22 protein-coding genes and 1 pseudogene are annotated in these 22721 nt (G+C 45.0%); 12 read left to right on the forward strand and 11 right to left on the reverse strand.

Annotation, left to right across the window (positions count from 1 at the left end; translation table 11 throughout):
- Positions 1-268 precede the first annotated feature (268 nt).
- The 4 genes from J5069_RS00780 (at position 269) to J5069_RS00795 (ending at position 4163) form a co-directional block, all read left to right on the forward strand.
- Complete coding sequence (locus J5069_RS00780; protein ID WP_138255513.1) at positions 269-997, forward strand: hypothetical protein; 729 nt, start codon at positions 269-271, stop codon at positions 995-997.
- On the forward strand, positions 997-1608 hold the full coding sequence (locus J5069_RS00785; protein ID WP_264642070.1) for a TIR domain-containing protein: 612 nt from the start codon (positions 997-999) through the stop codon (positions 1606-1608). Before J5069_RS00780 ends, J5069_RS00785 begins: the two co-directional genes overlap by 1 nt.
- 546 nt (positions 1609-2154) lie before the next feature.
- Positions 2155-3348, forward strand: a complete 1194-nt coding sequence (locus J5069_RS00790) for a toll/interleukin-1 receptor domain-containing protein (RefSeq protein WP_264642071.1) — start codon at positions 2155-2157, stop codon at positions 3346-3348.
- Positions 3345-4163, forward strand: a complete 819-nt coding sequence (locus J5069_RS00795) for a hypothetical protein (RefSeq protein ID WP_264642072.1) — start codon at positions 3345-3347, stop codon at positions 4161-4163. The genes J5069_RS00790 and J5069_RS00795 overlap by 4 nt, the downstream gene beginning before the upstream one ends.
- Positions 4164-4485: 322 nt before the next feature.
- Here J5069_RS00795 and J5069_RS00800 read toward each other — a convergent pair whose 3' ends face one another.
- The 5 genes from J5069_RS00800 to J5069_RS00820 are packed head-to-tail and all read right to left on the reverse strand — an operon-like array spanning position 4486 to position 8285.
- On the reverse strand, positions 4486-5148 hold the full coding sequence (locus tag J5069_RS00800) for a hypothetical protein (RefSeq protein WP_264642073.1): 663 nt from the start codon (positions 5146-5148) through the stop codon (positions 4486-4488).
- Positions 5142-5633, reverse strand: coding sequence for a TIR domain-containing protein (locus J5069_RS00805; RefSeq protein WP_264642074.1), 492 nt, complete (start codon positions 5631-5633; stop codon positions 5142-5144). Before J5069_RS00805 ends, J5069_RS00800 begins: the two co-directional genes overlap by 7 nt.
- A 36-nt stretch (positions 5634-5669) precedes the next feature.
- Positions 5670-6695 carry a nucleotide kinase domain-containing protein gene (locus tag J5069_RS00810; protein WP_264642075.1) on the reverse strand — a complete coding sequence of 342 codons (1026 nt, stop codon included), beginning with the start codon at positions 6693-6695 and terminating at the stop codon, positions 5670-5672.
- On the reverse strand, positions 6688-7242 hold the full coding sequence (locus J5069_RS00815; RefSeq protein WP_264642076.1) for an adenylate kinase: 555 nt from the start codon (positions 7240-7242) through the stop codon (positions 6688-6690). The genes J5069_RS00810 and J5069_RS00815 overlap by 8 nt, the downstream gene beginning before the upstream one ends.
- Positions 7239-8285: a thymidylate synthase gene (locus J5069_RS00820; RefSeq protein WP_264642077.1), complete on the reverse strand. Its 1047-nt coding sequence runs from the start codon at positions 8283-8285 to the stop codon at positions 7239-7241. The genes J5069_RS00815 and J5069_RS00820 overlap by 4 nt, the downstream gene beginning before the upstream one ends.
- 899 nt (positions 8286-9184) lie before the next feature.
- Between J5069_RS00820 and J5069_RS00825 the strand changes: the two genes are divergently transcribed.
- From J5069_RS00825 to J5069_RS00835, 3 genes are all read left to right on the forward strand, one after another.
- On the forward strand, positions 9185-10129 hold the full coding sequence (locus J5069_RS00825; RefSeq protein ID WP_264642078.1) for an ArdC family protein: 945 nt from the start codon (positions 9185-9187) through the stop codon (positions 10127-10129).
- A gap of 319 nt (positions 10130-10448) precedes the next feature.
- A complete protein-coding gene (locus tag J5069_RS00830) occupies positions 10449-10685 on the forward strand; it encodes a type II toxin-antitoxin system CcdA family antitoxin (protein WP_264642079.1) in 237 nt (78 codons plus the stop codon).
- A 2-nt stretch (positions 10686-10687) separates the two neighbouring features.
- Positions 10688-11002 (forward strand): CcdB family protein, encoded by a 315-nt coding sequence (locus tag J5069_RS00835; protein ID WP_039535807.1) that lies wholly within the window; start codon positions 10688-10690, stop codon positions 11000-11002.
- A gap of 33 nt (positions 11003-11035) precedes the next feature.
- On the opposite strand, the gene mobC is transcribed toward J5069_RS00835, so the two are convergent.
- Positions 11036-11788 (reverse strand): MobC family replication-relaxation protein, encoded by a 753-nt coding sequence (gene mobC, locus J5069_RS00840; protein ID WP_264642080.1) that lies wholly within the window; start codon positions 11786-11788, stop codon positions 11036-11038.
- Between the two features lie 8 nt (positions 11789-11796).
- The gene (locus J5069_RS00845) at positions 11797-13533 is read right to left on the reverse strand and encodes a type IV secretory system conjugative DNA transfer family protein (protein WP_264643679.1); all 1737 of its coding nucleotides are present in this window, start codon (positions 13531-13533) and stop codon (positions 11797-11799) included.
- Between the two features lie 1624 nt (positions 13534-15157).
- On the opposite strand from J5069_RS00845, the gene gcvA reads away from it, so the two are divergent.
- Together gcvA and J5069_RS00855 are read left to right on the forward strand one after the other, a co-directional pair.
- Entirely contained in the window at positions 15158-16063 is a 906-nt protein-coding gene (gene gcvA / locus J5069_RS00850) for a transcriptional regulator GcvA (RefSeq protein WP_264642081.1), read from the forward strand.
- 188 nt (positions 16064-16251) lie between these two features.
- Positions 16252-17142 (forward strand): oxidoreductase, encoded by an 891-nt coding sequence (locus J5069_RS00855; protein ID WP_264642082.1) that lies wholly within the window; start codon positions 16252-16254, stop codon positions 17140-17142.
- Between the two features lie 83 nt (positions 17143-17225).
- On the opposite strand, the gene J5069_RS00860 is transcribed toward J5069_RS00855, so the two are convergent.
- A complete protein-coding gene (locus J5069_RS00860) occupies positions 17226-18020 on the reverse strand; it encodes an AraC family transcriptional regulator (protein WP_264642083.1) in 795 nt (264 codons plus the stop codon).
- A gap of 77 nt (positions 18021-18097) precedes the next feature.
- On the opposite strand from J5069_RS00860, the gene J5069_RS00865 reads away from it, so the two are divergent.
- Genes J5069_RS00865 through J5069_RS00875 form a run of 3 tightly spaced genes read left to right on the forward strand, consistent with a single transcriptional unit; the run spans position 18098 to position 21214 of the window.
- Entirely contained in the window at positions 18098-20149 is a 2052-nt protein-coding gene (locus J5069_RS00865; protein WP_264642084.1) for an FUSC family protein, read from the forward strand.
- On the forward strand, positions 20139-20354 hold the full coding sequence (locus J5069_RS00870) for a DUF1656 domain-containing protein (protein WP_264642085.1): 216 nt from the start codon (positions 20139-20141) through the stop codon (positions 20352-20354). Before J5069_RS00865 ends, J5069_RS00870 begins: the two co-directional genes overlap by 11 nt.
- Positions 20351-21214, forward strand: coding sequence for an HlyD family secretion protein (locus tag J5069_RS00875; RefSeq protein ID WP_264642086.1), 864 nt, complete (start codon positions 20351-20353; stop codon positions 21212-21214). Before J5069_RS00870 ends, J5069_RS00875 begins: the two co-directional genes overlap by 4 nt.
- A 179-nt stretch (positions 21215-21393) precedes the next feature.
- Here J5069_RS00875 and J5069_RS00880 read toward each other — a convergent pair.
- From J5069_RS00880 to J5069_RS00890, 3 genes and pseudogenes are all read right to left on the reverse strand, one after another.
- Positions 21394-21602 (reverse strand): annotated as a pseudogene (locus J5069_RS00880) (TraR/DksA family transcriptional regulator).
- Positions 21592-22176: a DUF2857 domain-containing protein gene (locus J5069_RS00885; RefSeq protein ID WP_264642087.1), complete on the reverse strand. Its 585-nt coding sequence runs from the start codon at positions 22174-22176 to the stop codon at positions 21592-21594. The pseudogene J5069_RS00880 and the gene J5069_RS00885 overlap by 11 nt, the downstream one beginning before the upstream one ends.
- Before the next feature lie 2 nt (positions 22177-22178).
- Positions 22179-22388, reverse strand: a complete 210-nt coding sequence (locus J5069_RS00890; protein WP_264642088.1) for a helix-turn-helix transcriptional regulator — start codon at positions 22386-22388, stop codon at positions 22179-22181.
- Between the last annotated feature and the right edge of the window lie 333 nt (positions 22389-22721).

Raw genomic sequence — 22721 nt, forward strand, 5'->3', positions numbered from 1 at the left:
TGGTGAAGATATCCACTGCTTTGTGCTAAGAAAACCCTATTGCAGTCCACCAGATATATCTAAAATTTGGTCGGGTTGAGAAAAGTGAAACTGGCATCACCCAAATATTTCGGATAAATCCTAATTAGAGTATAGTGGTGTTTGAACATTAACTAATAGTTGTATTATGGTTGACGTTAACTAATTGATAGTGTTATAAAATATTAATAATCTCAACTTTTTTGATAAAAAATGCGCTGTGATTGAAATTTTTCATAAGGATTCACTTATGGTTAGGGGATTGTTACTGGCTGGAATTATTTTAATTGCAATTATTTTGATGGGGTGCTTCTCATTTTTGCCTGCCTCGCAATGGTGGTTTATCAAAAACATTATATCAAATTTTGATCTTGTAAAAGCACTCCTTTCTATTCTAATATTATTATTGATTACTATATTTTTGTTCTTCGGTGTTATGGAGAAAAAATACTCATTAAAGTTAGAAAAATTAACTTTCGGTGGGTTAAATATTTTATTTGACAGTTCTGACTTGCTATATGAAAGATCTGTTCGAAATTTTCTTGATACTAAAAGAAGTGTATTCAAAATTGATCCACATTCTGACTCATTTGAAGAGGTTTTTAACTCTCTATATGATATTTATAATTTCATTCGTGTTGAAATAAGAGTGCTGGATGTAAAGCGAAAAAGAGATATGGAATTGTATCGTATATCTAATAAAATGTTAAAAAAACTAAATCAACTTCTTACCAAACATCAGAATAATTATAGGCGTTGGCATAAATACATTTCAGCAAACGATACTGTACTGACGGGAAATAAAGATTCTACCGGTGAAAGTGTTTCTTTAATTTATCACTTAACGCCAATTGGAATAATCCAGACTCATTACTATCATTTCAGTCAATTGATGGCTGACTTTGAAGATATTAACAAGTTTTTCTGTACGGAAATTAGTGTTAAGTTTAACATTGATATTGCTAAGTGGGAGGGATAATGCATAAAACTTTTCTGAGTTATCATCATGCAAACGAACAGGATTTGAAGGACGAAATCATTGAAACATATGGTGGTGAGTTGTTTATTGACAAGTCTGTGAGTGACGGAGATATCAGCACTAATGTTAGTGATAATTACATTATGAGGAAAATTCGGGAAGATTATCTTGGTGACTCTACCGTAACAGTAGTACTCATCGGGACAGAAACTGCCAACAGACCTTTCGTTAACTCAGAAATTCAGGCATCTTTATGGGGGGACAATCCTGCTGGATTACTCGGTGTAATTCGAGATGAGATATATTCTAGCGTGTTTAGCTCTGGTGTGTGTGATGATACTTCATGTAATTGTGGCATTGGAATTAGAACCATTGAATGGGGATATGAACATTATCTTCCCTGGTTAATTAAAAATAATCATAGGTATTCAAAGGTCGTTCCTCACTACGAGGATACTGATGTTTACTGCTCACTTGTTAAGTATTCGGATTTTATAAGTGACTGTGAATTTTATATTAACCAAGCATTTGATAAAAGAAGTGCTATGGAACCAGCATCAAAGAGAAATCCCCCTGATGTTTCTGCTATAAGAACTAGTTCATTATGGTGATAAAGTTATTTTTACTCTCAAGTTAGATTAAGGGATTAGACATATGTAATACCAAGAAAATTAAAGGAAAGGTGTTTTTAAGTTATTGTCATGACGGTAAAATATTTCCATGATGAATTTTCAAAGAAATTACATGATGAATTTGAATCTGTAATGGATAACTCTCTTGAGCGTCGTTTTGGCAGTGAAGATATTGACTACGTCATGTGCGTATTCTTGAAAATCATATCACTAAGATTTCATATGTTAGTGTCTTGGTCGGTAATTAAGCATGGGGGATATTGACTGGAAAATTAAAAAGACGCTTGACAAACAACATAGACTTATTTGTGTCCAGTTGCCAACATTGTTATCGAATTACTCTGGACAAGTAAATGTGTTCAGTCGAGTCAATGATAATATTGAGTCAGTATTTGCGCTGTCAGTAATTTTTGCTAATTATTACAGCTAATATTTCATCGTTTATGGGATATATAGAGCAAGTCAATTGTTGTAGTAAAACTCTGATAAGAAATACTCGTGAACGCCGCTTAAGGAATGTATAATATGCATGAGCCAAATTTAGCAAAACCATTTCTGGTTGTTTATATTATCTGGCATCCGGATTTCACCGATGGTGCTGAACTGGCTGAAATATTGCGTGGACACTTTCGTCGAGAACTCTATCAGAATGTTGCTGGAGGAACCGGGTTAAGCGTTATTTTTCGTTCTGAGTCTCTACCTGGAACGGGGAAGCCGTTGCCGATTAATTTTTCAGAATCAGAGGCCACCGCAGTCCTCATACTTGCAGAATCATGTATGGCAAATGATCCTGTATGGGGGATTTACCTTCGGGAGCTATCCACGCAGTCAGAAATAGCTGGACTGGGTACACATCTTTTTCCCGTTGCTATTGAAGCCGAAGGATTAAATCTTGGACTGGAAGAGCAGGCATTACGCTGGGATCAATGGATACAGGATGGAAGCAGCAATACTGCAAATCTTCATATACGATTGATTAGTGAGCTTACATACGAATTTTGCAGGATGCTGCGCCATTACCTGGAACATCTGAAACAACCAGAAAAAGATGAAGATGAGTTGCTTAATTATCTCAGGAAAGTTCAGATATTCCTTAGCCATTCTAAACATGATGAAGATGGAGAGCGGATTGCTCGTTTGATACGTGATCAATTACATAGTGGGCATGGGCTAAGTTCATTCTTTGATGTCCATGACATCCCTGCCGGGCTTCGGTTTCATAAGGTGCTATTGAAACAGTTAGCGCAAAGCGCAGTTGTTGCCATACATACCGATTCTTATTCTTCGCGTGAATGGTGTCGCCGAGAGATTATAGAAGCTAAACGAAATAGTGTGCCTTTAGTTGTTGCCAACTGTATTAGCGAACTGGATGAAAGGGGATTTCCTTATATGGGAAATGTCCCCATAGTGAGAATGGATCCCCGGCAGGATGAACGGATTAATGTCATTATTGCCCGCCTGCTTGATGAGGTACTGAAAGATTTTCTGTGGCGTTGTCGTATACAATTGGTTAATACTGAGCAAAGTGCAGTACAGTTTGTTCCGCGTGCACCGGAGTTAATTTCACTTGCTGGCTTAAAGTTTCCCGACGTCGGGCAGCCTACAATTGTATACCCTGATCCTCCTTTAAGCGCGGAAGAGGAGCGTTTATTTGAAGAAATTAAGCCTGGTATTAGGCTTAGAAGTTTTACCGAATGGCTGGCAGAGGGGACATCATGACTTATCGTGAAATGCTTAGTCAGCATGTTATTGCAATATCTATATCAGATAGCCCAGATATGCCTGTACTGGGGTTAAGTGAACAACATTTATATGACGCGATGACAGAAATTGCGCGTCATTTATTGGCCTTAGGAGCCAGGATTGTTTATGGCGGAGATTTACGTGTTAATGGTTTTACTGAACTGTTATTTGAGTTAGTAGCGCGCCATCGAAGGGATGCTGATGAGGGGGATGAACGCCCCAGTATACTGAATTATCTTGCATGGCCGGTGCATATGCAAAAAGATGTCAGTGACTTGGAAAAGTTCAGTGCGGATCTGATCGGGATGGCAAAGCTTGTTTTGTTCAATCGGGATGGCGAGTTGTTGCCAATGGCAGAACGGGCCCATTACACAGCAGCTATGCCTTCTGATGACGACTGGGCAAAAGGTTTGACAGCAATGCGACAGGCTATGTTACAGGGCACACACGCCCGTATTATACTCGGCGGGCGGGTTGATAAGTATAAGGGGGCAATGCCGGGTATAGCAGAAGAGGCCTTATTATCACTTCATGCCAAACAGCCCCTTTTTATTATGGGGGGCTTTGGTGGATGTGCAAAAGATATCACAGAGTCACTGAATATAGTGGCATCTGACGGAATGTCGCAACGCAACTGGGTTGGTCGGGAAGAATTTGTCGGTTTTTCTTTTCAGGATCTGAACAATGGCCTCACTGAGGATGAAAATTTTGTGCTTGCACAGACTCCGCATGTGGATCAAGCTATCACTATGATTTTGAGAGGTTTTTTTCGATTAGAGAAAAGTGGCTGAAAAAGTGGTTTTAACTTCCAATATACCTACCAATTCTATTGTATCGGCAAGGTATTACCCACATAAATAGATCGCTTCGTTTGTTGATTTAGGCACTATAGGCTTTGTCGAACAATTTAACCGGACGCATCTAGCAGAAATCTTAAGTTTGATTTTTCAGAGTATTGAATTAAGTCCGAGATATCACGAAGCTCTGAGTTACCGAATTAAATATTGAGTTTATCTATTGATTGATAAATAGATTTATGCCGGGAGAGTACCAATTGATGGTTGAAAAATTGGTACTCTCAAAAAATATATGTAACCAAAATATGTATACTTACTAATAGAGTTCTCCTGTTTTCTGATCTACGCGTTTATAGAAATCAGAAAAATCACATGGGTCAGATATAACTAGATTTTTTTCACTGCGAAAATGAAGCTCTATCCTTTTTATAAGTTCAATTGCAGACGTGGAGTTATTTAAGGAGATCTTTTTATAATTTCTAATTTTATGATATTCAATTGAGTCTAAATCTACTTCAACTGCTTTATGACCGAAATAATAGAAGTGGTCTGAAATCAACACTTGGTCAGTGCTAGTATCTCGTTCAAGATTGGTAATATTATATGAACCATTAGCATTACTATGATGAGAATCTTCTTGAATCCACTCATTGTTGTCATTTTGATGGTAGATATTATCTCCTAACATCTGTACATGACTACCATTTCGCGCTGGTTTTTTGATAGAGAACCTAGAATCTTCCCAATAATCATTGAAACTAATTTTCTCAGAAACTTTCATTAATAGGATACATTTTTTTTTAGCTGATTTTAAATTGGAGCCACCAACTCCTAGTATCCAATCACCTACTTTAGCAGACTTTCTAATTCCAGGTTTGCATGTTGCTAGGGTACAACTGCCATGAAATGGATTAGGTGCAAAACCAAAGTCTCGCGTTATTGCATAGGCATACAGATGAGAGTTAGATTCAATCAGCATACGACATTTCCCCCTTGCACTTTATCCCGAACCGTACCATCAGGCTTTTCAAAGGATGTTTTACCTTCTAGTGCATTGATAATGGCGTCACTTCTCCAGGCAACGATAGATGTTGCATATTTTTCGAGATTCTCTGGTAATTTTACATCTCCTTTTAAACCATTCTCATATACACCGATTATTGGTTTTCCAAGCTGATGAGCTACTTGAATTTCCCAGTTTACCCAAGGTCTGGTATGTGTCTCTCTCCCGATAACAACTATAACTTGACCTGCCCATCTCATTTTCATTCTAAGTAAACGTGCAATCGTTCTATCACTAAGTTTTTTTTCATCAACACGTTTCTGGTTTTCAGGTTTCATTCTGATAGAACTATTACGTAGCTGATAACCCTTTGCTGCAGCTAAACGAGAAACTCCATCAACACTAGCATCATCCTTGTGGTGATGGCTAACAAAAACATTTTTCTTAATTTCTTTAGTCATTTTTAAATCCTTCTGAATACTTAGTTTTATCAATTTTTAAATTAATATTGAATTGTTACTTTGGTAATGATATTTTTGTTTTGGTCTTTTATTACTAAACTTAGTTCGACATCTTTTATCTATCTCGCATGCACCACTGTTTTCCATATCCATTAAGGTATAAACTCTTTGTTCTTTAGGTAGAAAATGGAATATATCATTTACATCCCATTCCTCACTATATTTTTCTGCAATGTTATTTTGGTTAATAGTAAACCAAAACAAACACTCTTCACTATTCATTCCGTCCCTATCAGCAAAAATCCAATTTATACCTCTTTCACACCCTGGGCCTGAAATAACAAAATTCATCTCTGTAAAAGGAAATTTTGTTATGTATGTTAAATCTACAAATATCTGGTAAGCAAGGAAATCTCCAATGCCTGAAAATGATTTTAGATGTTTAAATACTTCGAGCTGATTTGCCGAAGATTGTACGCCATTAATTATCTTATCTTGGTTGTAAAAAACAAACTTTATCATTCTAATAATCATGTTTTTTTCAGTCATATTCTCTATTTTCTCTAGGAATTTTCCAAAGTTAAACTTTGGCCCACCTAAAATATATGCTGCACTAAAAAATACATAATCTGGTTTTTCTCTAGAAATAATATTTATTTTCTCTCTAATTTTTTCATTAATATCATTAATAGTGATTTTTGAAAAATCTAAGGGAGCATTGATTTCATTTAATGTATCACTTTTATTTATTACTCTAAATAAAAAGCAATTGAGAATTTTATTTTCATAACTCAAGAGGTTATTGTTAATTACATTTTTTAATAACCATTTTGTTTCTCTGTCCCAGACTCTTTTAGTATTTACAAATTTGTAGTTTCTCAATATTTCGTCATCTGTCCAATAAGGTGGAAGATTCAATATTTCTTTTTTGTAATATATGGAAGTTCTTTCTCTCTGATGATAAAACCATTCCCTTATAACAGTTTCATTTAAAATAGGTTTAGCGGTTTTAATCTTCATCTCTCTGACATTACAAAAAATCTGATCATTTTTGCTATTCACTAAATAATACCTTTTCGAAGAATTTTTTAAAGCTATCTATTCCGTTCGTGCTATTGTCGAAATGATAGTCTGATTTTGATTTATTCTCAGTGACATACTTATCGATTTCATATTTTTTATAATTGTTATTTTTTCTTTCGATATGAACTATAATAAACTTATTATTCTTGCACCACGCGAATTCTTCATTCGATCTTATGTCAGTAATTATTATGTTTTTATTCGACTCTTTGTCCTCTTCTAACAATTTCAACTCTTCTGATAGCATTCTAATAAATATTTTTTCTTCGATTGCTCTTAGCTTGTCTAAACTTAGCCATATGTCTCTTGGTGAATGGGAAATTAAGTCGCCGGTAGGTAAGGTTATATTTAATGGTGACATTTTTTCTTCAGGCTTATAGTCTTTTTTCATCCAGGGGTAGATATAGTTAGCCAATTTCTTTAGTTGATCGCTAAATGATACTCTAATAAATTTTTGATTGGATATCAGATAATTAGCGAGGAAATCTTTCCCACTACCCGATATGCCCATGAATGCAATTTTCACAGACGCTCCTTATTGGATTTATTAAAATGATTTGAATCTACGCTTAAATTGAAATCATTGCTTAAGTTGGTTGTTAACGCTATTGATTTGTTAAATCTTTCTTGAAAGATATATGACAAAGCTGCTTCTGCATATCCCCATAGTAAGTTTTTTTCAGTTTCTACAAGATGTTTACGAAATATATTTTTTAGTTTTTCTACCTCCTCTTCTATTGTGTTTATTTTATGTTGGGGAGCCGTTATTTCTTTTTCAAGAAATGAAACTATATCACAGAATAATAATTTTATACTAGGTAATGTTAGCGGGAATGATATTTCATCATCGTTTATCAATCCTGTTATTTGTTTTTCTTTTCTTTTGAAAATCTCATTGGCTTGCTCCATTCTATCTTCATATATATGTAGGTTGGTTACTGATTGATGTAAATATCCTAATTTAATCTGACTGTCAACTTCTCTTTGTAATATAAAAAGCACTATTTCTTGAAGTAAGCTAAATTCGAATATATTTATATTGCTTACACCAAATATTAGATCACCACTTCTTTGAGTTATTTTAATGTTTAATTTTTTATCTGGAGTGATAAAAAAATGGATTAAATTATTACAAGGTATATCTACACTATTTTCTAAGTTGTATAAATTTATTAGGCTATTATTAGTGTCTCTGTCAGGCATGTATAAGCTAATGACTGCTCTTCTAGTAAATATTCCTTCTTTTTTGAATTGTTGCACAACATTTTCGAGTTGTCCATGAGCGTAGAGTCTTTCTCCATATGCCGCTCGCCAAATGATCCCATCATCTGAATATTTAGGTGCTCTTGGCAAAAAAAAGGTTAGATATGGATTAATTCGGTTATCGCCAGCGAGCACCCACATAGCCTCAGCAAAAGTAGAGAATATGTTGTTTTTTCGGCCTGATAAACTTAAATGCCTTGATCTCGGATTACGTAGGATCATACTCACGTCATGGATAGTCACAGCATCCCCGTTCCTTGTCGATATTTGAACGCCTTCATTAAGTACTTTTTCTAGAGTCTTCATTATTACATCGTTAATAGTTTCTCCGTAAACGACGTGCATAAACAAAACCTCATGCTATGAAAAAAGATTTTCGTAGTTAATAAACTGCATTTGACTCTGACTCTGACTCTGACTCTGACTCTGACTCTGAATTTGATTTAGCCATAGTCAGGACTAAACGGATAGCTCGTTTCTTCTCTTGCCTCTGAGAGAATGCCGAATGTGATAGTCACTTGGCTTTCAACTGCAACAGGTGATGACCCATCGAGGCTAGCGCCTTCAGTTCATAGTAACTGCTCTTGTATGAACGTGTACAAATGTTACTCAAGATATGTACTTAGTCAATCGCGCAATCAGATAGTTATGGAAATTTAGCTTTATTACACAAGGAACCTTGGTTCAAGCTGTTTGCGAGTAAAAATGACGATGCAGATTACTACCTACTACCTACTACCTACTACCTACTACCTACTACCTACTACCTACTACCTACTACCTACTACCTACTACCTTATACTACCTACTACTTACTACCTACTACCTACTACCTACTACCTACTACCTACTACCTACTACCTACTACCTACTACCTACTACCTACTACCTACTACCTACTACCTACTACCTACTACCTACTACCTACTACCCCAAACCCCAAACCCCAAACCCCAAACCCCAAACCCCAAACCCATTTCACCGCCGCAGACCAAGGGGCGCTACGCCCGGCTATGCAGGGGCAGTTTTTTCTCCCGTGTGTTTTCCGTTCCCGTATCAGCTTCCGGTTAATCGTTTCCCAACACAACCCGTCCCGCAAGGGTAAATGGCACGCATTCTGCGCCCTTGCGTGCCGGAACGATGCCGGGAAAACGAACCGTCAGGCGACACGAAGACGAAATTCACACCACTGACGGAGAAAAAACATGACTATTTTCCTGCATACCCAGACTAGCGCCCCTAACACCGCAGCGGCGACCAGCGTATCCCCGCTGGAGCAGTCAGGCTCCTCAAAAACGAAATTTTCTAAAACCAAAACCGATATTTACCAGACCGTCACCGACAGCATCATCGCCGCGCTGGAAGCTGGCGTAAAACCGTGGTCTTGCCCGTGGCAACGAGTGCCGGGCATGTCTGGGTTGCCTTCCAACTTCGCAACCGGTATTGCGTATAGCGGAATGAATATCATGCTGCTGTGGTGCAGTGCATCAGAACAGGGTTTCGGTGATTCACGCTGGATGACCTACAAACAAGCACAGGCAGTAGGTGGGCAGGTTCGCAAAGGCGAGCACGGCACGACAGCCATTTTCTACACCACCCTGGAGAAGGAAAACGAAGACGGAGAAATCGGCCAGATCCCGATGCTGAAAACTTTCAACGTGTTTAACGTTCAGCAAATTGACGGCTTGCCTCTGACAACTGAAACAGTCAGCCCGGAAGCAACCTTTGACCCGTTGCCGGAGGCTGAAAATCTGTTCCAGAAGAGCGGCGCAAACATCATTGAGAAAGGACAAAATGCCTTTTTCAGACCCTCAACCGATGAGGTTTGGTTACCCGAGCGTCATCTTTTCGCTGATGCAGCTAACTTTTACGCTACCGGCCTGCATGAGCTGGTTCACTGGAGTGGTGGTAAAAAACGCCTTAATCGTGAAATGAAAGGGAAATTTGGCAGTACAGATTATGCGGAGGAGGAATTAGTGGCGGAACTGGGAAGTGCTTTTCTGATGGCAGATTTGGGGATTGTCGGAGAGGTGCAGCATGAAAGCTATATTGCCTCATGGCTCCAGGCGCTGAAAAACGATAAGCGCTATGTTTTCAAAGCGGCCAGCGCCGCCTCAAAAGCGCATCGTTATCTGATGGATAAGATTTGAGTCGGATATGATAAGTCGCAAAGGAGTGCGGCTCTAACCTTATATCGGGGCAGGGAAGGTGACAGATGTTTAAATTTCCCTGAGAATTTTCCGGGCATCGAATGCCCGGAAAATTCTCAGGCTGCGGGTGCGGGCGGCAAAGAGCCCGCGCATCTCGCAAACGGCGTTTGTACAGCGGTGATTGCTGTAAACGACGGCTCAGGTATGGCGGCTGACTGTGAGGTTTGCAGGACTATAACAGTAGCAGAGCCTGTTTTTGGTGTTATGATAAGTGTATTATTCCGTGTAATACGCACGTATTTCATGCAGGAGAGAAACCATGACCGCGAAACAACGCAACACGCAGAGCGTGACCATGACAGTGGAGCGTGCCTTACTGGTAAGAGCGCGTGAGGCGGGTATTAACCTGAGTGCTACTCTGTCAACCGCATTGGATGCGGAGCTTCGCTCTCATGAAGCGAAAAAATGGCAGGAAGAAAACAGGGAGGCTCTCGCAGCACTCAATTGTTTTCATGATGAGCAGGGTTGTTTCAGCGATGAATACAGGACGTTTTAACCATGCAATTCACTGTATACGGTAATACCGGGAAAAGCGTCGTTTACCCACTGTTGCTCGATGTCACGAGCGATATTATTGGGCAATTGAATCGTCGGATAGTGATCCCATTGCTGCCTATTGAAAAGTATCCGGCAGGCCGCCGACCGGATCGCCTTGTCCCCGTCGTCAGGCTGACGGACGGCAAAGAATACGCCGTAATGACTCACGAGCTGGCAAGTATCCCTCTCCAGGCTCTGGGGGCGGTGTTTTGTGATGCGTCGCAGTACCGCACTCAGATAAAGGCTGCAATAGACTTCCTCATCGACGGGTTCTGACGTTTCTTTCTATGCTGTTAAACAGGCATGCCTTTAATCGTCGCTGGCGGGAGTCTGTTCAAGTTCGTCTATCGTGCGGAAGAGAAACATCTCCCGGTTTTTCGCATTAAACGGAACCAAAATTCCGTTCCTTACCACCGTCCTGATACTGTCAAATAGCCTGATGAGCGCGATTTTGGTTTTGTTGTTCTGCATAACATACATCGCATAGTGCCAGCGTCCGGCGTCGCTGGCGGCGAGATGACTGTTAATGATGCTGATGTAACGGGCGCGGGTTTTCATCGACCGCTCTGTTTCCACTGCAACGATGGCACCGCTGCTTAAGGTAATAATGCCGTCCGGTCGGTGTCGGAAGCCCGGGTATCGCAACATAAACTCTCTCCGATCGCCGTTAAGCCAGCCCGTACCGCCTTTTTCCTCAAGGGCGATCCTGACCCGCTGATTTAACAGTCGATGTTCCAGCGTCGAGTGTTTGAGTTTTCCCGGTTCAAAATAGGCGGGGAAAACCTTGTCATCAGCGCTAACCACCATCGCCAGTCCCTGCATGCTGAGCCCCCACAATGATTTTTTCCCGGTCAATACCGGATATTCGTGTTTAATCAGGAGGCCCATCGCAACCGCTTTATTGAGCAGTTTATACATCGCATGGTTATGTTTTCCTTTATAGCCGACAACTTTTTTTAAGGTCCGCAAATCAGAGATCGTTTCTTCCTTGAGAAAATACAGCAATGCCCGCATTCTTCGTTTTGCGGCTTCATTTCTTTCAGCAACGTTATGAATAAGCATTGATAGCCTCACAGGTTAATGGAAGGTTTGTGAATCTGATTTTCTTTTTCGGTGTGCGGAGGATTTTTATGCTCAAACGAAAGCAGATCGATATATTGCTTTTTTGCCGGTATGTGGAATAGTTTGGTTGCCTTCGCCAGATCATTCTGGGTGAAAACAAAACCAACAAATTGGGGGAGGTTAAGCAACATGTTGCTGTCTATATAATATCTCTCAGCCTGGCGGATCATCCTGTCCGTTTCCATTTTCTCCGTCAGGGATATATCCGTTTTCACTTTCCTCATTTCATCGTCTACCAGAATTGAGCCGGTCATCCTTGCCACCCAGTCGGCAGTGTCCGGATCGCGAAGGCGATAAACCAGCATAAACTTGCAATTCTCAATCACAGAACCGGCAACGGCATCACCCTCCAAATCTGCCGGGCAATCATACAAATCTTTTACCGACTGGTGGGCCATGATGATATGCACACCTTTGTCCCTCGCTGCGCCAAGTCCTTCAAGCGCAGGGCGGGACAGGTGATACTTGAGTTCATCAAGAAAAATAGCGACGGGACGAGATTTGTCTTTTATCCGGTCACGCATTTCGGCTATCTGAATCAGGCGAGTTAAAATCATTCGCTGAGCCGATATGATTTTCTGATTACGCATTGAGCCGATGATGTAGCAACATCCGCCTTCATCAAAAATGGTCTTTAAGGAAAATCCGTTGCGGGCATTAATGGAATTCACTAAAGCGATTTCTTCAAGCTCGCCATAAAAAGCAGGCACATCTTCACTGAGGGATTTCACAAAGTCAGTGTTAAATAAGTCGCGTAACGTCATGCCCTTTTCATAAATAGCTGCCGTATTTCTGGCTGCGCGACGGTCGGCGATACGGTAAAAGTCAGCACCTTCGCCTTTTTTACCCAGGCTGAAACCGGCATTAAACAGCTCCTCCAGTTGTTCATGAGAAATATCAGCCAGTAAATCAAGCTGAAAATGAAGGTCATTCAGATTAATAAGAAAAAATTGTTTTCCCGCTTTCTGACAGGCCTCCCGCAGAACATGCGGTGCCCACTCATCATTTTTGGGATCTTCGACAAACACGCCTTCACCTGCAAGTATTGCCTGATAAAGCAGTTCACAGGCACTGACGCCTTTACCAGAACCTGTGGTGCCGATAAGGTCAGCGTGTTGAGTTTGAAATTCTTCGGCGGTGATATATTGTGGCTGATTATCTTTGTCCAGCCCGATAAAGATACCGTTATTAAGGTTAATATAATCCAGCGGATTATACGCAATGCTGTCAGGTAACATGTCCCTGACTTCACGAACATCCGTTCTGACATTTCTTTCCAGCTTGCTTTTTTTAATCATCCGATGTTTTAAACTGTCGATTTCACCCGTCAGCAGCCTTCGGACAGTAATATGAAAAGCCAGACCAGCCAGCGTAAATCCGACAGTCAGTATCCAGAGTGATAATCTGAGCAAAATGTTATTGTCGAGTACTTTGAAGAAAAAACTTAGCCCCTGAATGGTCAGCGGTGACAGGGTGCCAAATATGAAAAAGAAGGTGGATACACCCGCCACCAATTTTAACCAAAAGGGGGCGTTTTTTCTTTCTTCACGTGGCAGATTAAATATAAATGGCAGCGTCAGTCCGGCAAATATGGATAATATTACCGGGTTGTGTTGCAGCCAGAGTAGAAAAAAAGAAAAGGCATCCGTAAAGGCATTCAGCCTTTGTATCAGATGGGTTGCCATTGCAGTGATCTCCGGTGTGATTGTGGTGTTATGGGGGCAGTGCATGGGCGTCACCGATGGGCGTGATACCCCACGCCCATCGGTGACGCCCACGAAGGACGCCCACCAGGGGGCAACAAAGCAATGAACGCCTGCGGCGCTCATGCCCGTTATCCGCGCTTTCAAGGTCCCGCCGACCCGTGGTCGACTGTCCCCTGAAACGCCCGCATGACGGGCAATGACATGCGCCAGTACATGCGGGCTGGACGCCCTTATTGCCTGGCGCATGGGGGTAATGTCGCGGCTGGACGCCGCACCAAAACCCCCAGGGTCAAGAGCGGCACACCGTCGCGCGCTACGCGCGACCAACCCCTTTAAGACGGTCGCTTTGGCCCTTTATTTCCCTTGCGCGTTCCTTGCAACGTGAAATAAGCGGGAAGCTGACCTTTAAAGGGGTTGGTCGCGCCACGCTACCGGCTGTTGGCCGGAGACTTAGCCGCGACGGTGTGCGGGGCTGCGCCCCCCAAATAAACCGACGCGTGGGCGCGTCTTTTTGCTCGCTGGGGCGGCAAAATTTATTCGGCTCCCCCCGGCCTGCTCGGCTCCCTGGGGGGAACGCTCGCCGGTGGGTGCGGGCGACGCCAATTAGCAATTTCTGCGAAATTGAATTTACTCGCCGCACACCACTTTTTAATGCCTGCGCGGGGCAGGCATTAAAAAGCCTGAAAGCGCCATGCCCTGCGCCGGACTTGCCCAAATTACTGCGTAATTTGCCCCGCCCCTGCGGGGTGGCTATCGCCATCCGTTGCTAAAGACAGGTCGGTATTTATGGAGGGTATTTTGCCGAGGGCGCGTTATTTTTATGCGCAGGCTTATTCTTGGTTATTGCGGATCGTTTCGAGTGTGTCGAGATAACACTGGTGGTGACTTTGTTTCACGCGGTTTTCATCCAGATAAAATCCGTGTTTGACGGTGGCCTGGGTGAATTTCTATTTGTCATCATCGAGTGATTATCTGGCGGATAACGACAGAGTCTGCGGATGCGTATTCAACTAAAGAATATGGCATGTCGGGTGGTTTGGCATTCGCTGCTTGCGCTTCTTCCTGCCATTTTTCCGTAAAGACATAAACGCCAATTTATTGAGTTAATAAATGAGTCACATCCCGATCCTGTATTCCGGTTTTAACGGGTCAGCGAGAACATTCAGCGGCACCCTGAATTGTGGTTATGTGACAGCCCGGTCTTATTGTTAAAGAGCGATACTGTGTCCGAACGAATAAGCGTCCTTGCGGTTAGCCAGACAGTGCTGGCGAGAGTAGGGTGCGCTATGGAGGGGCTGTTTCGATAGGGAAAACTCAGATTGGAAAAATCAAAGAAAAAAGAGGAGTCGTTAGAAGGGGGTTAGTGGTATTGGTTCAGCGTAGGGCTGATATTTTTGTGGGTTAGGGCAGTGTCTTAGCTAATTATCTGTTTTGTGCCAAAGACGGATGTTGGAACAATATACCTCAATTGATTTTTATGGCGGGCATCCATGCTGCATTCTGGTAAGGCAATCCGTACGTCTAATGGCCTTTGTTATTTCTCTGGCGCAGGGGGGCGGATCTGTAGTGATATGAGTATTCACTCATTAAAAGAGAGAAAAGAATGCGTAATCTTCCACCTACTGCCACGCTGCGCGCGTTTGAGGTCGCCACGCGCCACGCTACCTTTACCTCCGCCGCTGAAGAGCTGTTTATTACCCAAAGTGCCGTCAGCCATCAGCTAAAAAACCTTGAGGATCTCTGGGGCCTGCAACTTTTTCAGCGCGGGAAAACACTGAGCCTGACACCTGCTGGAGCAGCGCTCGCGCCGCTGGTGCGGGAATTTTTCAGCAAACTCGATACTACCCTTTCGGAGCTGCGTGAGCAAAACGGCCGGGTAAGATTGCATGTAAATACCACCTACTCTTTTGCGCTGAAGTGGCTGTTGCCGCGTCTGCCTGCCCTGGCTTGTTTACATCCAGAGATCTTGGTGTCGTTGAGCAGTTCGGATCAAGCTATCAATTTTGCAGGGACAGAGTCCGATGTGGCAATCCTATTTGGTCACGGCAACTATCCTGCACTTTTCACCGAGTTTTTGTTTCGCGAGCAGATATTTCCAGTGGTCAGCCCGTCGCTCCTACAGCGTTTTGGCACTCCTGCGGAACCTGCTGAACTGCTGCGCTATCCGTTGCTGACGCGTGACGGTGCTGATTTGGTGCCAAAATGGGATACCTGGTTTGAGCAAACCGGAGTCAATATCAATGTACTGCACGAGAGTGTGCGCTTTGCTGATACCAATATGACGATTGAGGCCGCGCTCCTCGGTCAGGGTATTGCGCTGGCACGTAGTGGACACGTTGAAAAAGAGATCGCCAGTGGCACGTTGGCGCGTCTTTTTAACGTCCGGTTTCCTTCACCGGCGGCCTATTACTTTGTCTGTCCGCAGGGGATCGAAACACAGCCGCACATCATGAAATTCCGGCATTGGTTGCTGGAAGAGTCACAGCAGGCGCAGCGGCGTTATCATTGAGGTATGAGTATTTTTTCATGCCATGATGACGACACTTCACTGTTCTTCATGGTGTGTACTGTTTAGCATCTGTGCATGTCCGTAACTATTATTTCACTTAACGTTATTTGCTGCCTTGCTACATCTCACTTGGAATACGCTGTTGCTGGCACACTGATGGTAGGTTAAGTGAATCAGGAGAACTAACGATGCCAGACCATCCGAGAATTGCGCTGATTGGGCCAGGTGCGATTGGTACCACCATTGCCTCGATGTTGCATGAAGTGGGTCGCACGCCGTTACTCTGCGGGCGCTCGGCGCATCCGAGGTTACTTTTGCGTTACGATGATGTCGAAATTGTTGTTCCTGGTCCGGTATTAAGCGATCCCAAGGAGGTGTCCGATCCCTGTGATCTGGTTTTTGTCGCAGTGAAAACAACCCAGAACGCCGATATTGTTGGTTGGTTAAGCGCGTTGTGCAATGAAAACACAGTGGTCTGCGCTCTGCAAAACGGCATCGAACAGAAAACCCAGCTTGAACCTTGGGTCAATGAAGCAACGGTGCTGCCCTCAGTGGTTTGGTTCCCGGCTCAGCGCGAACCGAATGCATCGGTCTGGCTACGCGCCAAACCGCGTCTGACGCTGCCGGATGTTTTGCCGGCAAAACGTGTGATTGATGCGCTGAGCGGTTCTTGCTGCGCGGTTGAGCTGTCTGCTGACTTTGCCTCTGTTGCATGGCGCAAGCTACTGCAAAATGCGCTTGCTGGTCTGATGGTGCTTGCGAATCGCCGCGCAGGAATGTTTTCCCGTGAGGATATTATCGTGTTGGCTCAGGCGTATCTGCGTGAGTGTCTCACCGTCGCCCGTGCCGAGGGGGCGGTGTTGGACGATGAGGTTGTACAGGAGATCGTGGTTAATTATCAGCGTGCATCCCCAGATTTAGGCTCGTCGATTCTCGCCGATCGTCAGGCTAACCGTCCTATGGAGTGGGATATTCGCAATGGCGTGATACAGCGCTTAGGTCAGGTTCACGGGATCCCCGTTCCCATCAGTAATGTGCTGGTTCCACTGCTGGCGGCTGGCAGTGAAGGGCCGGGTTAAAGCGCAGAAGTTACCGGTTTGGCCTGTCATTCAAACAGCAGTCTGTCGCTTAACATTGTCCTTTAATGCACTAGCGCATGCGTTTAACGTGCGCTTGTTTTCCGTTCGGCAAAATAGTGAGCGGGCGTGCTGCCCATCGTTTTCCTGAACATCGTAATAAAGGCATTAACAGATTCATACCCTAATTTAGACGCCACGTTTTGTACCGATATGCCGCTTGCCAGTTCCTGAAGCGCAATAATCAAGTGCAGTTGCTGACGCCATCGCCCGAAGGTTAACCCGGTCTCGCGCACCATCAGCCGCGCTAATGAACGCTCGCTGAGCGCCAGTCGCTTTGCCCACGCATTAAAGGTGCTCCGGTCCTCCGGGTGGCTGACCAACGCATCAGCCATGGCGCGGATTTTGGGATGAGACGAGACCGGCAGGCTCAATTTCTGCTGCGGCATGCTGACTAATTCATCGAGTGTGACTCTGGTCAGCCTGGCAGCATGGCTATCCGGCGGATAACCAATATCCTCGATGGCTAACCGACCAACCAGTTCTTTAATCAACGGGGAAATCGCCAGCGTGCAGCATCTCTCCGGAAGCGCTGCGGCTCCGGGTTCAATGAATAAATAATTGAGATGTGCGTTCCAGGTCGCGTTAGCGCTATGAGGGATCCCGCCGGGGATCCAGACGGCACAGTTTGGCGGCACAATCCATATATCGTTTTCCGCCCGACAGATAACCGCGCCATACAGCGTAATAATCAGTTGCCCTTTACGGTGCGTATGAACCGGCACTTCTGCCTCGTAATCAACAAAATCAAGGTGACGTGCGACCGCCGGGCACAGCGTGGCGTCAGGATCAAACAATGTAGTAGCGAACCGGGATTTCATAACATTGGCAGGATATAGGGATTTTTTGACAGAATAGAGTATTTAAGCGGGGACGCAAGCCGGTAATAATCCCCGGCATGAACAAAATTGATTTCGGCCACTTTCCTTGTTTACGCACACTACACGCTGTGTACCGTCGGATAAGCCTTTTGCAGACTCCCACTGCGCTGCTAAGCGATGCCAATGCCTTACTCTATTCCGCGAGAAGCTTTGCCGCTGCAATGCTCGCTTATTACATTGCGTTATCGATAGGCCTTGAGAGTCCATCCTGGGCGATCATTACCGTTTATATCGTTTCACAAACCTCGGTGGGCGCGTCACTGAGCAGAGGCCTCTATCGTCTGGTCGGAACTCTGGTTGGTGCCGGGGCGACCGTTTTCATCGTGCCCGCTTTCGTCAATATGCCGATCTTTTGCAGTGTGATGCTTTCTGGCTGGATCGCTTTCTGCCTCTATTTATCCCTGCTTGAACGCACACCCCGTGCGTATGCCTTTGTGTTAGCCGGGTACACCGCGAGCCTGATTGGCTTTCCGGCGGTAGTGGATCCCGGTGCAATTTTTCATATCGCCATTATCCGGGTGCAGGAGATCATGATTGGCATTTTCTGTGCTGCACTGATTCACCGGTATATTTTGCCGACGCGTATCTCTGGGCTGTTTAACAGCACGTTATCCCAGACGCTGCGCTCAGCACGGCAGGGGATTGCCGACACGTTAGCAGGCAAACCCGATGGGGTTGCAGGGCCCTTGCATCTGGCGCTGGCATTGCAGTTTTTGCAGGGCATAAGCCATCACATCCCTTATGACTTTGCCCTATCGGTTCCGGTCCGACAGGCCAGAAAAGCTATCCATGACAGGCTGGCACGCTTATTAATCGTGAACTGTGAATTACGCGACCGCTTACCGATGATAGAGACGATGTCAGCCGATCTACAGATCCTGCTGGACGATGCTCTGTCCTGGTTTGTCTGCGAGGATAAAGCGGAACGGAAAAGCACGGCAGAAGCGCTAAAAAAACGCAGTGAACAGTTTGCGCAGCTGTGTGCGGCGCGTGCCATGACGTTCGAAGACGCGTTGCGGGCGAGCGTTGTGCGTTATCTGACGGAGGCTATTATCCTCATGCAACAGTGTGAGCGCCTTTCTGACGCCATCTATCTGGCAAAGCCGGCGTCAGCGCAGACGGAAGGCAGGGCGGTGAAAGGTTACGTTTTTCACCGCGATCCCTATACCGCTGCCCGCACGGCGCTGGGCGCTTTCGTCATCATCCTGAGTGGCTGCCTGATGTGGATTTACTCTGCCTGGTCAGAGGGCGACACGGCAGTTTCTATCCTTGGCGTCTGTTGCACGCTGTTTGGCAGTTTCGACACGCCGTCCCCGCATATTGTGAAATACATTATTGGCTCCGTTTGGGGCGTATTGCTAAGCCTGGTCTACAGCTTTGCTGTGCTCCCTCAGGTGAGCGATTTCACGGTGTTGGTTGCGGTGCTTGCCCCGGCATATCTGCTCGCCGGATCGCTCCAGGCCCGGCCACCCACTACCTTTATGGCGATGGGGATCACCCTGACGCTGCCTATTTTGAGCGAGCTAGGCGCACACTATCGGGGAGATTTTGTCGTGGCGGTTAACACGGCTATCGCATTATTCACCGCGACCGGCTTTGCTGTCATCAGCATGAGCCTGCTGCAAACCGTGCAGGCAGATGCGGCCATAAACCGTCTGCTGAAGCTTTGCCAACGCGACATTCGCCGAAGCGTGAACGGCAAGTTTAACGGTGATGAAATGCACTGGACTCATTTAATGATCGACAGAGCGGCGCTGTTGCTGCCGCGTTTGCCACGCAGCGGGAAGTCATCGGCGCTGGCACTTAACGCTCTGTTGCACTATCTGCGTATTGGACTCGCGGTGATGCACTTACGTCGCTGTGATACGCCGGCGGGCAGAGAGATCAATGAGGTGCTTTATCTCCTTACTCGCATGACCAGCACCGGGTGTTTGCAGGCGCGCATTGCCTCCATCATCGACCTCCGTGTGCCTGCACCAGATGAACAATCGCGCCAGTGGGTCGACAGGCTGGTTGATCTGCATTGTGCGCTGCGGGAGCAGAAGAAGGCGCTCGCTGATGATGAATGACATGAATATCGGGGGAGTTTTTATACCCAGCCTGCTGGTGGCAGCCATCGTTGCCCTGGCCTGCACGTTGTTACTTGTGCCAATTTTCTCTTTCAGCAGGCTTTACCGTCGCTTGCCTTTTCGCCCGCTGATTGATTTCTCAATCTATATCGTTACCTTTTTTCTGCTCTTGCAGAGCCTGACCGCGCTGGGAATATTCGCATGAAATCTTTACTCTCTCTGTTGGGCCGCTATGCGCTGACGTTAAGCGCAGTAGCGGTGGCAACCCTTCTGGCTTTTATGATGTTGCGACACTATGCGCAGACGCCCTGGACCCGTGATGGCCGGGTCCGTGCGGATGTGGTGCGGGTTGCGCCGGAGGTTTCCGGCCAGATAAGTAACGTGGCGGTTCGTGACAATCAGTGGGTTAATCATGGCGATGTTCTCTATTCCATCGATCCACACTGGTTAACGCTGGCGGTGGTCAGCGCGCAGGCAGACGTTGAAGCGAAACGTCATGAGATGCTGATGCGCCAGGATGCTGCCCGGCGTCGCTCTCAGATCAAAGGGGTGATTTCCGGCGAAGATGTACAGCAAACCGGCAGTGCGGCAAACATCGCGGTAGCCAATTATCATAGCGCGCTGGCCGCGCTGGAACTGGCACAGCTTAATTTATCCCACGCCACCATCAGGTCACCGGTTGCAGGATATGTCACGCATCTCCGGCTTCGCCCTGGTGATTATGCTAGTGCGGGGGAGACAAAAGTCGCTATCGTCGATGCGCAGAGTTTCTGGGTAGTCGGCTATTTTGAAGAGACCAAATTGCGTCATATTCGAGTGGGGAGCAGCGCACATATCGCGCTGATGGGATTTGACCCCGTTATAACCGGCCATGTTGAAAGTATCGGCCATGGTATCGGTGACAATAATGACGAAACGGGTGGGCTTGGCCTGCCGGAAGTTGAACCGACATTTAGCTGGGTGCGGCTGGCACAGCGTATCCCGGTTCGCATTCATATAGACACGTTGCCTGAGGGTGTCGAATTAGTGGCAGGATTGTCCGCCAGCGTGTCTGTTACTCCATAACATGGGTTTTGAAGATGCAGCAGGTCGATAAACGTCCTAGTTATTCAATGTCACTACCACTTTTCGCACGCAACAGACTGTCATGTTTAATCGTATTTAAATACAGGACACCGCCAGCTCACGTCCGAGCGAATGTCATCTACCCAAAAAGAGATATTCTGTGTCTGACATTGCATTTTCTAGCAACGCTTACATTCAATCTGGGTCTGGCAATCAATACATGTGGTCACACCGGGCAAGGTCTGGCGGCGTTTATCTGGAATGGGGTCACCACAAAGTCGACAGTAAAATAATGACGATGTTGAAGCCGGTTTAAAACGGATTTTTTTATCATGGTTTCCAAGGGCTGCTCATTGAATTCCTGCTCGCGATTGATTTTATCGGGCATTCGCCTTTCCCCTGACTAATTTTTCTTTTTCACTAAGCACGATACGCTGCCAGACAGCGGTCAGGGTGGGAGCATCATCCTTGCCAGCGAGTTCTTCGGTGATTTGCATCATGGCATCGAGTGCATGCAGTGATTCGATATTATCCACGCGTTGCTTTTGCCAACGTAGCCAGATATCTGCATCGATATCTTCATTTGGAAGCCGCGTTCGTCCCTGAGCAACACGAAGACCCAATAACCGGCGACGGGCACACGTTTCATGGCTAGTCAGGCCAAAATACCGGTTTATAAGTTCAAGTGAACCGCCAAGCGAAATTGCCCGATTAATTTGATGCTGAAGTTTCACTTCCTGGTCGGATTGGAGCAGAAGAAGATGCAAAGCCTCATGGTGAATGATCACATTCATAAACTGGGCAGATGCTCTGCTGATAATAAAAAAATCATCCAGGGTCATTCTATTGAGCGCATTCATTTCATCGTAAGTGAAGCCTAATTTTTCGCAATAACGAATTTTCCCTTCTTTTAGCGCGCGTAAGGCATCAATCAATATGACGTAATTGAGTGAGGGGATCATGGCTAGTCACCCTCCTGTTTTTTCTGGTTGCGGTAGAATAATTTTTGTTCAATCCATTCATTAATCTCGGATTCAAGCCAGGCAACGCTGGTGGGGCCAATTTTAATAGATTGCGGAAAATCACCTGTTTTCATATACAAATAAATTTGTGAGCGCTTAAGCCCTGTTTTTTCTCTGACTTGTTTCAAACGCAATAATTGATGAGATGTCATTATTATCCTCCTGAGTCCGTCAGACACAATGTGCACTAACACAACAACACAGACGGAACTGAAGAGAAAGCTTGTGAGCTCGTATTACGGGTTATTCAACCCTTAATACGGATCGCCTAATAGTCTTTTCATGAAAGCGCGTAGATTTTCACCTCTTGAATTGCATCGTTAAAAAAGACAATTACGGTATCTGGTTGGATAGATGTCCCACAATGAACCAACAAGCGCAGCGCGTTAGCAGCTAATGCCGTACTAAGGATCACGTTCTCTTTGACGAAGCAGAGAGGTCGGGATTGCTAACATTGCAACAGATGACTTTTCGAGCCTGACACA

The organism is Candidatus Symbiopectobacterium sp. NZEC127 (assembly GCF_025962675.1).
In the GTDB taxonomy this organism is placed as follows: domain Bacteria; phylum Pseudomonadota; class Gammaproteobacteria; order Enterobacterales; family Enterobacteriaceae; genus Symbiopectobacterium.

Bases quoted from the DNA above. Each gene is read 5' to 3' on its own strand.
- J5069_RS00780 (WP_138255513.1), top strand. From the start codon at position 269: ATGGTTAGGGGATTGTTACTGGCTGGAATTATTTTAATTGCAATTATT.
- J5069_RS00785 (WP_264642070.1), top strand. From the start codon at position 997: ATGCATAAAACTTTTCTGAGTTATCATCATGCAAACGAACAGGATTTG.
- J5069_RS00790 (WP_264642071.1), top strand. From the start codon at position 2,155: ATGCATGAGCCAAATTTAGCAAAACCATTTCTGGTTGTTTATATTATC.
- J5069_RS00795 (WP_264642072.1), top strand. From the start codon at position 3,345: ATGACTTATCGTGAAATGCTTAGTCAGCATGTTATTGCAATATCTATA.
- J5069_RS00800 (WP_264642073.1), bottom strand. From the start codon at position 5,148: ATGCTGATTGAATCTAACTCTCATCTGTATGCCTATGCAATAACGCGA.
- J5069_RS00805 (WP_264642074.1), bottom strand. From the start codon at position 5,633: ATGACTAAAGAAATTAAGAAAAATGTTTTTGTTAGCCATCACCACAAG.
- J5069_RS00820 (WP_264642077.1), bottom strand. From the start codon at position 8,285: ATGAAGACTCTAGAAAAAGTACTTAATGAAGGCGTTCAAATATCGACA.
- J5069_RS00825 (WP_264642078.1), top strand. From the start codon at position 9,185: ATGACTATTTTCCTGCATACCCAGACTAGCGCCCCTAACACCGCAGCG.
- J5069_RS00830 (WP_264642079.1), top strand. From the start codon at position 10,449: ATGACCGCGAAACAACGCAACACGCAGAGCGTGACCATGACAGTGGAG.
- J5069_RS00835 (WP_039535807.1), top strand. From the start codon at position 10,688: ATGCAATTCACTGTATACGGTAATACCGGGAAAAGCGTCGTTTACCCA.
- mobC (WP_264642080.1), bottom strand. From the start codon at position 11,788: ATGCTTATTCATAACGTTGCTGAAAGAAATGAAGCCGCAAAACGAAGA.
- J5069_RS00845 (WP_264643679.1), bottom strand. From the start codon at position 13,533: ATGGCAACCCATCTGATACAAAGGCTGAATGCCTTTACGGATGCCTTT.
- gcvA (WP_264642081.1), top strand. From the start codon at position 15,158: ATGCGTAATCTTCCACCTACTGCCACGCTGCGCGCGTTTGAGGTCGCC.
- J5069_RS00855 (WP_264642082.1), top strand. From the start codon at position 16,252: ATGCCAGACCATCCGAGAATTGCGCTGATTGGGCCAGGTGCGATTGGT.
- J5069_RS00860 (WP_264642083.1), bottom strand. From the start codon at position 18,020: ATGAAATCCCGGTTCGCTACTACATTGTTTGATCCTGACGCCACGCTG.
- J5069_RS00865 (WP_264642084.1), top strand. From the start codon at position 18,098: ATGAACAAAATTGATTTCGGCCACTTTCCTTGTTTACGCACACTACAC.
- J5069_RS00870 (WP_264642085.1), top strand. From the start codon at position 20,139: ATGATGAATGACATGAATATCGGGGGAGTTTTTATACCCAGCCTGCTG.
- J5069_RS00875 (WP_264642086.1), top strand. From the start codon at position 20,351: ATGAAATCTTTACTCTCTCTGTTGGGCCGCTATGCGCTGACGTTAAGC.
- J5069_RS00885 (WP_264642087.1), bottom strand. From the start codon at position 22,176: ATGATCCCCTCACTCAATTACGTCATATTGATTGATGCCTTACGCGCG.
- J5069_RS00890 (WP_264642088.1), bottom strand. From the start codon at position 22,388: ATGACATCTCATCAATTATTGCGTTTGAAACAAGTCAGAGAAAAAACA.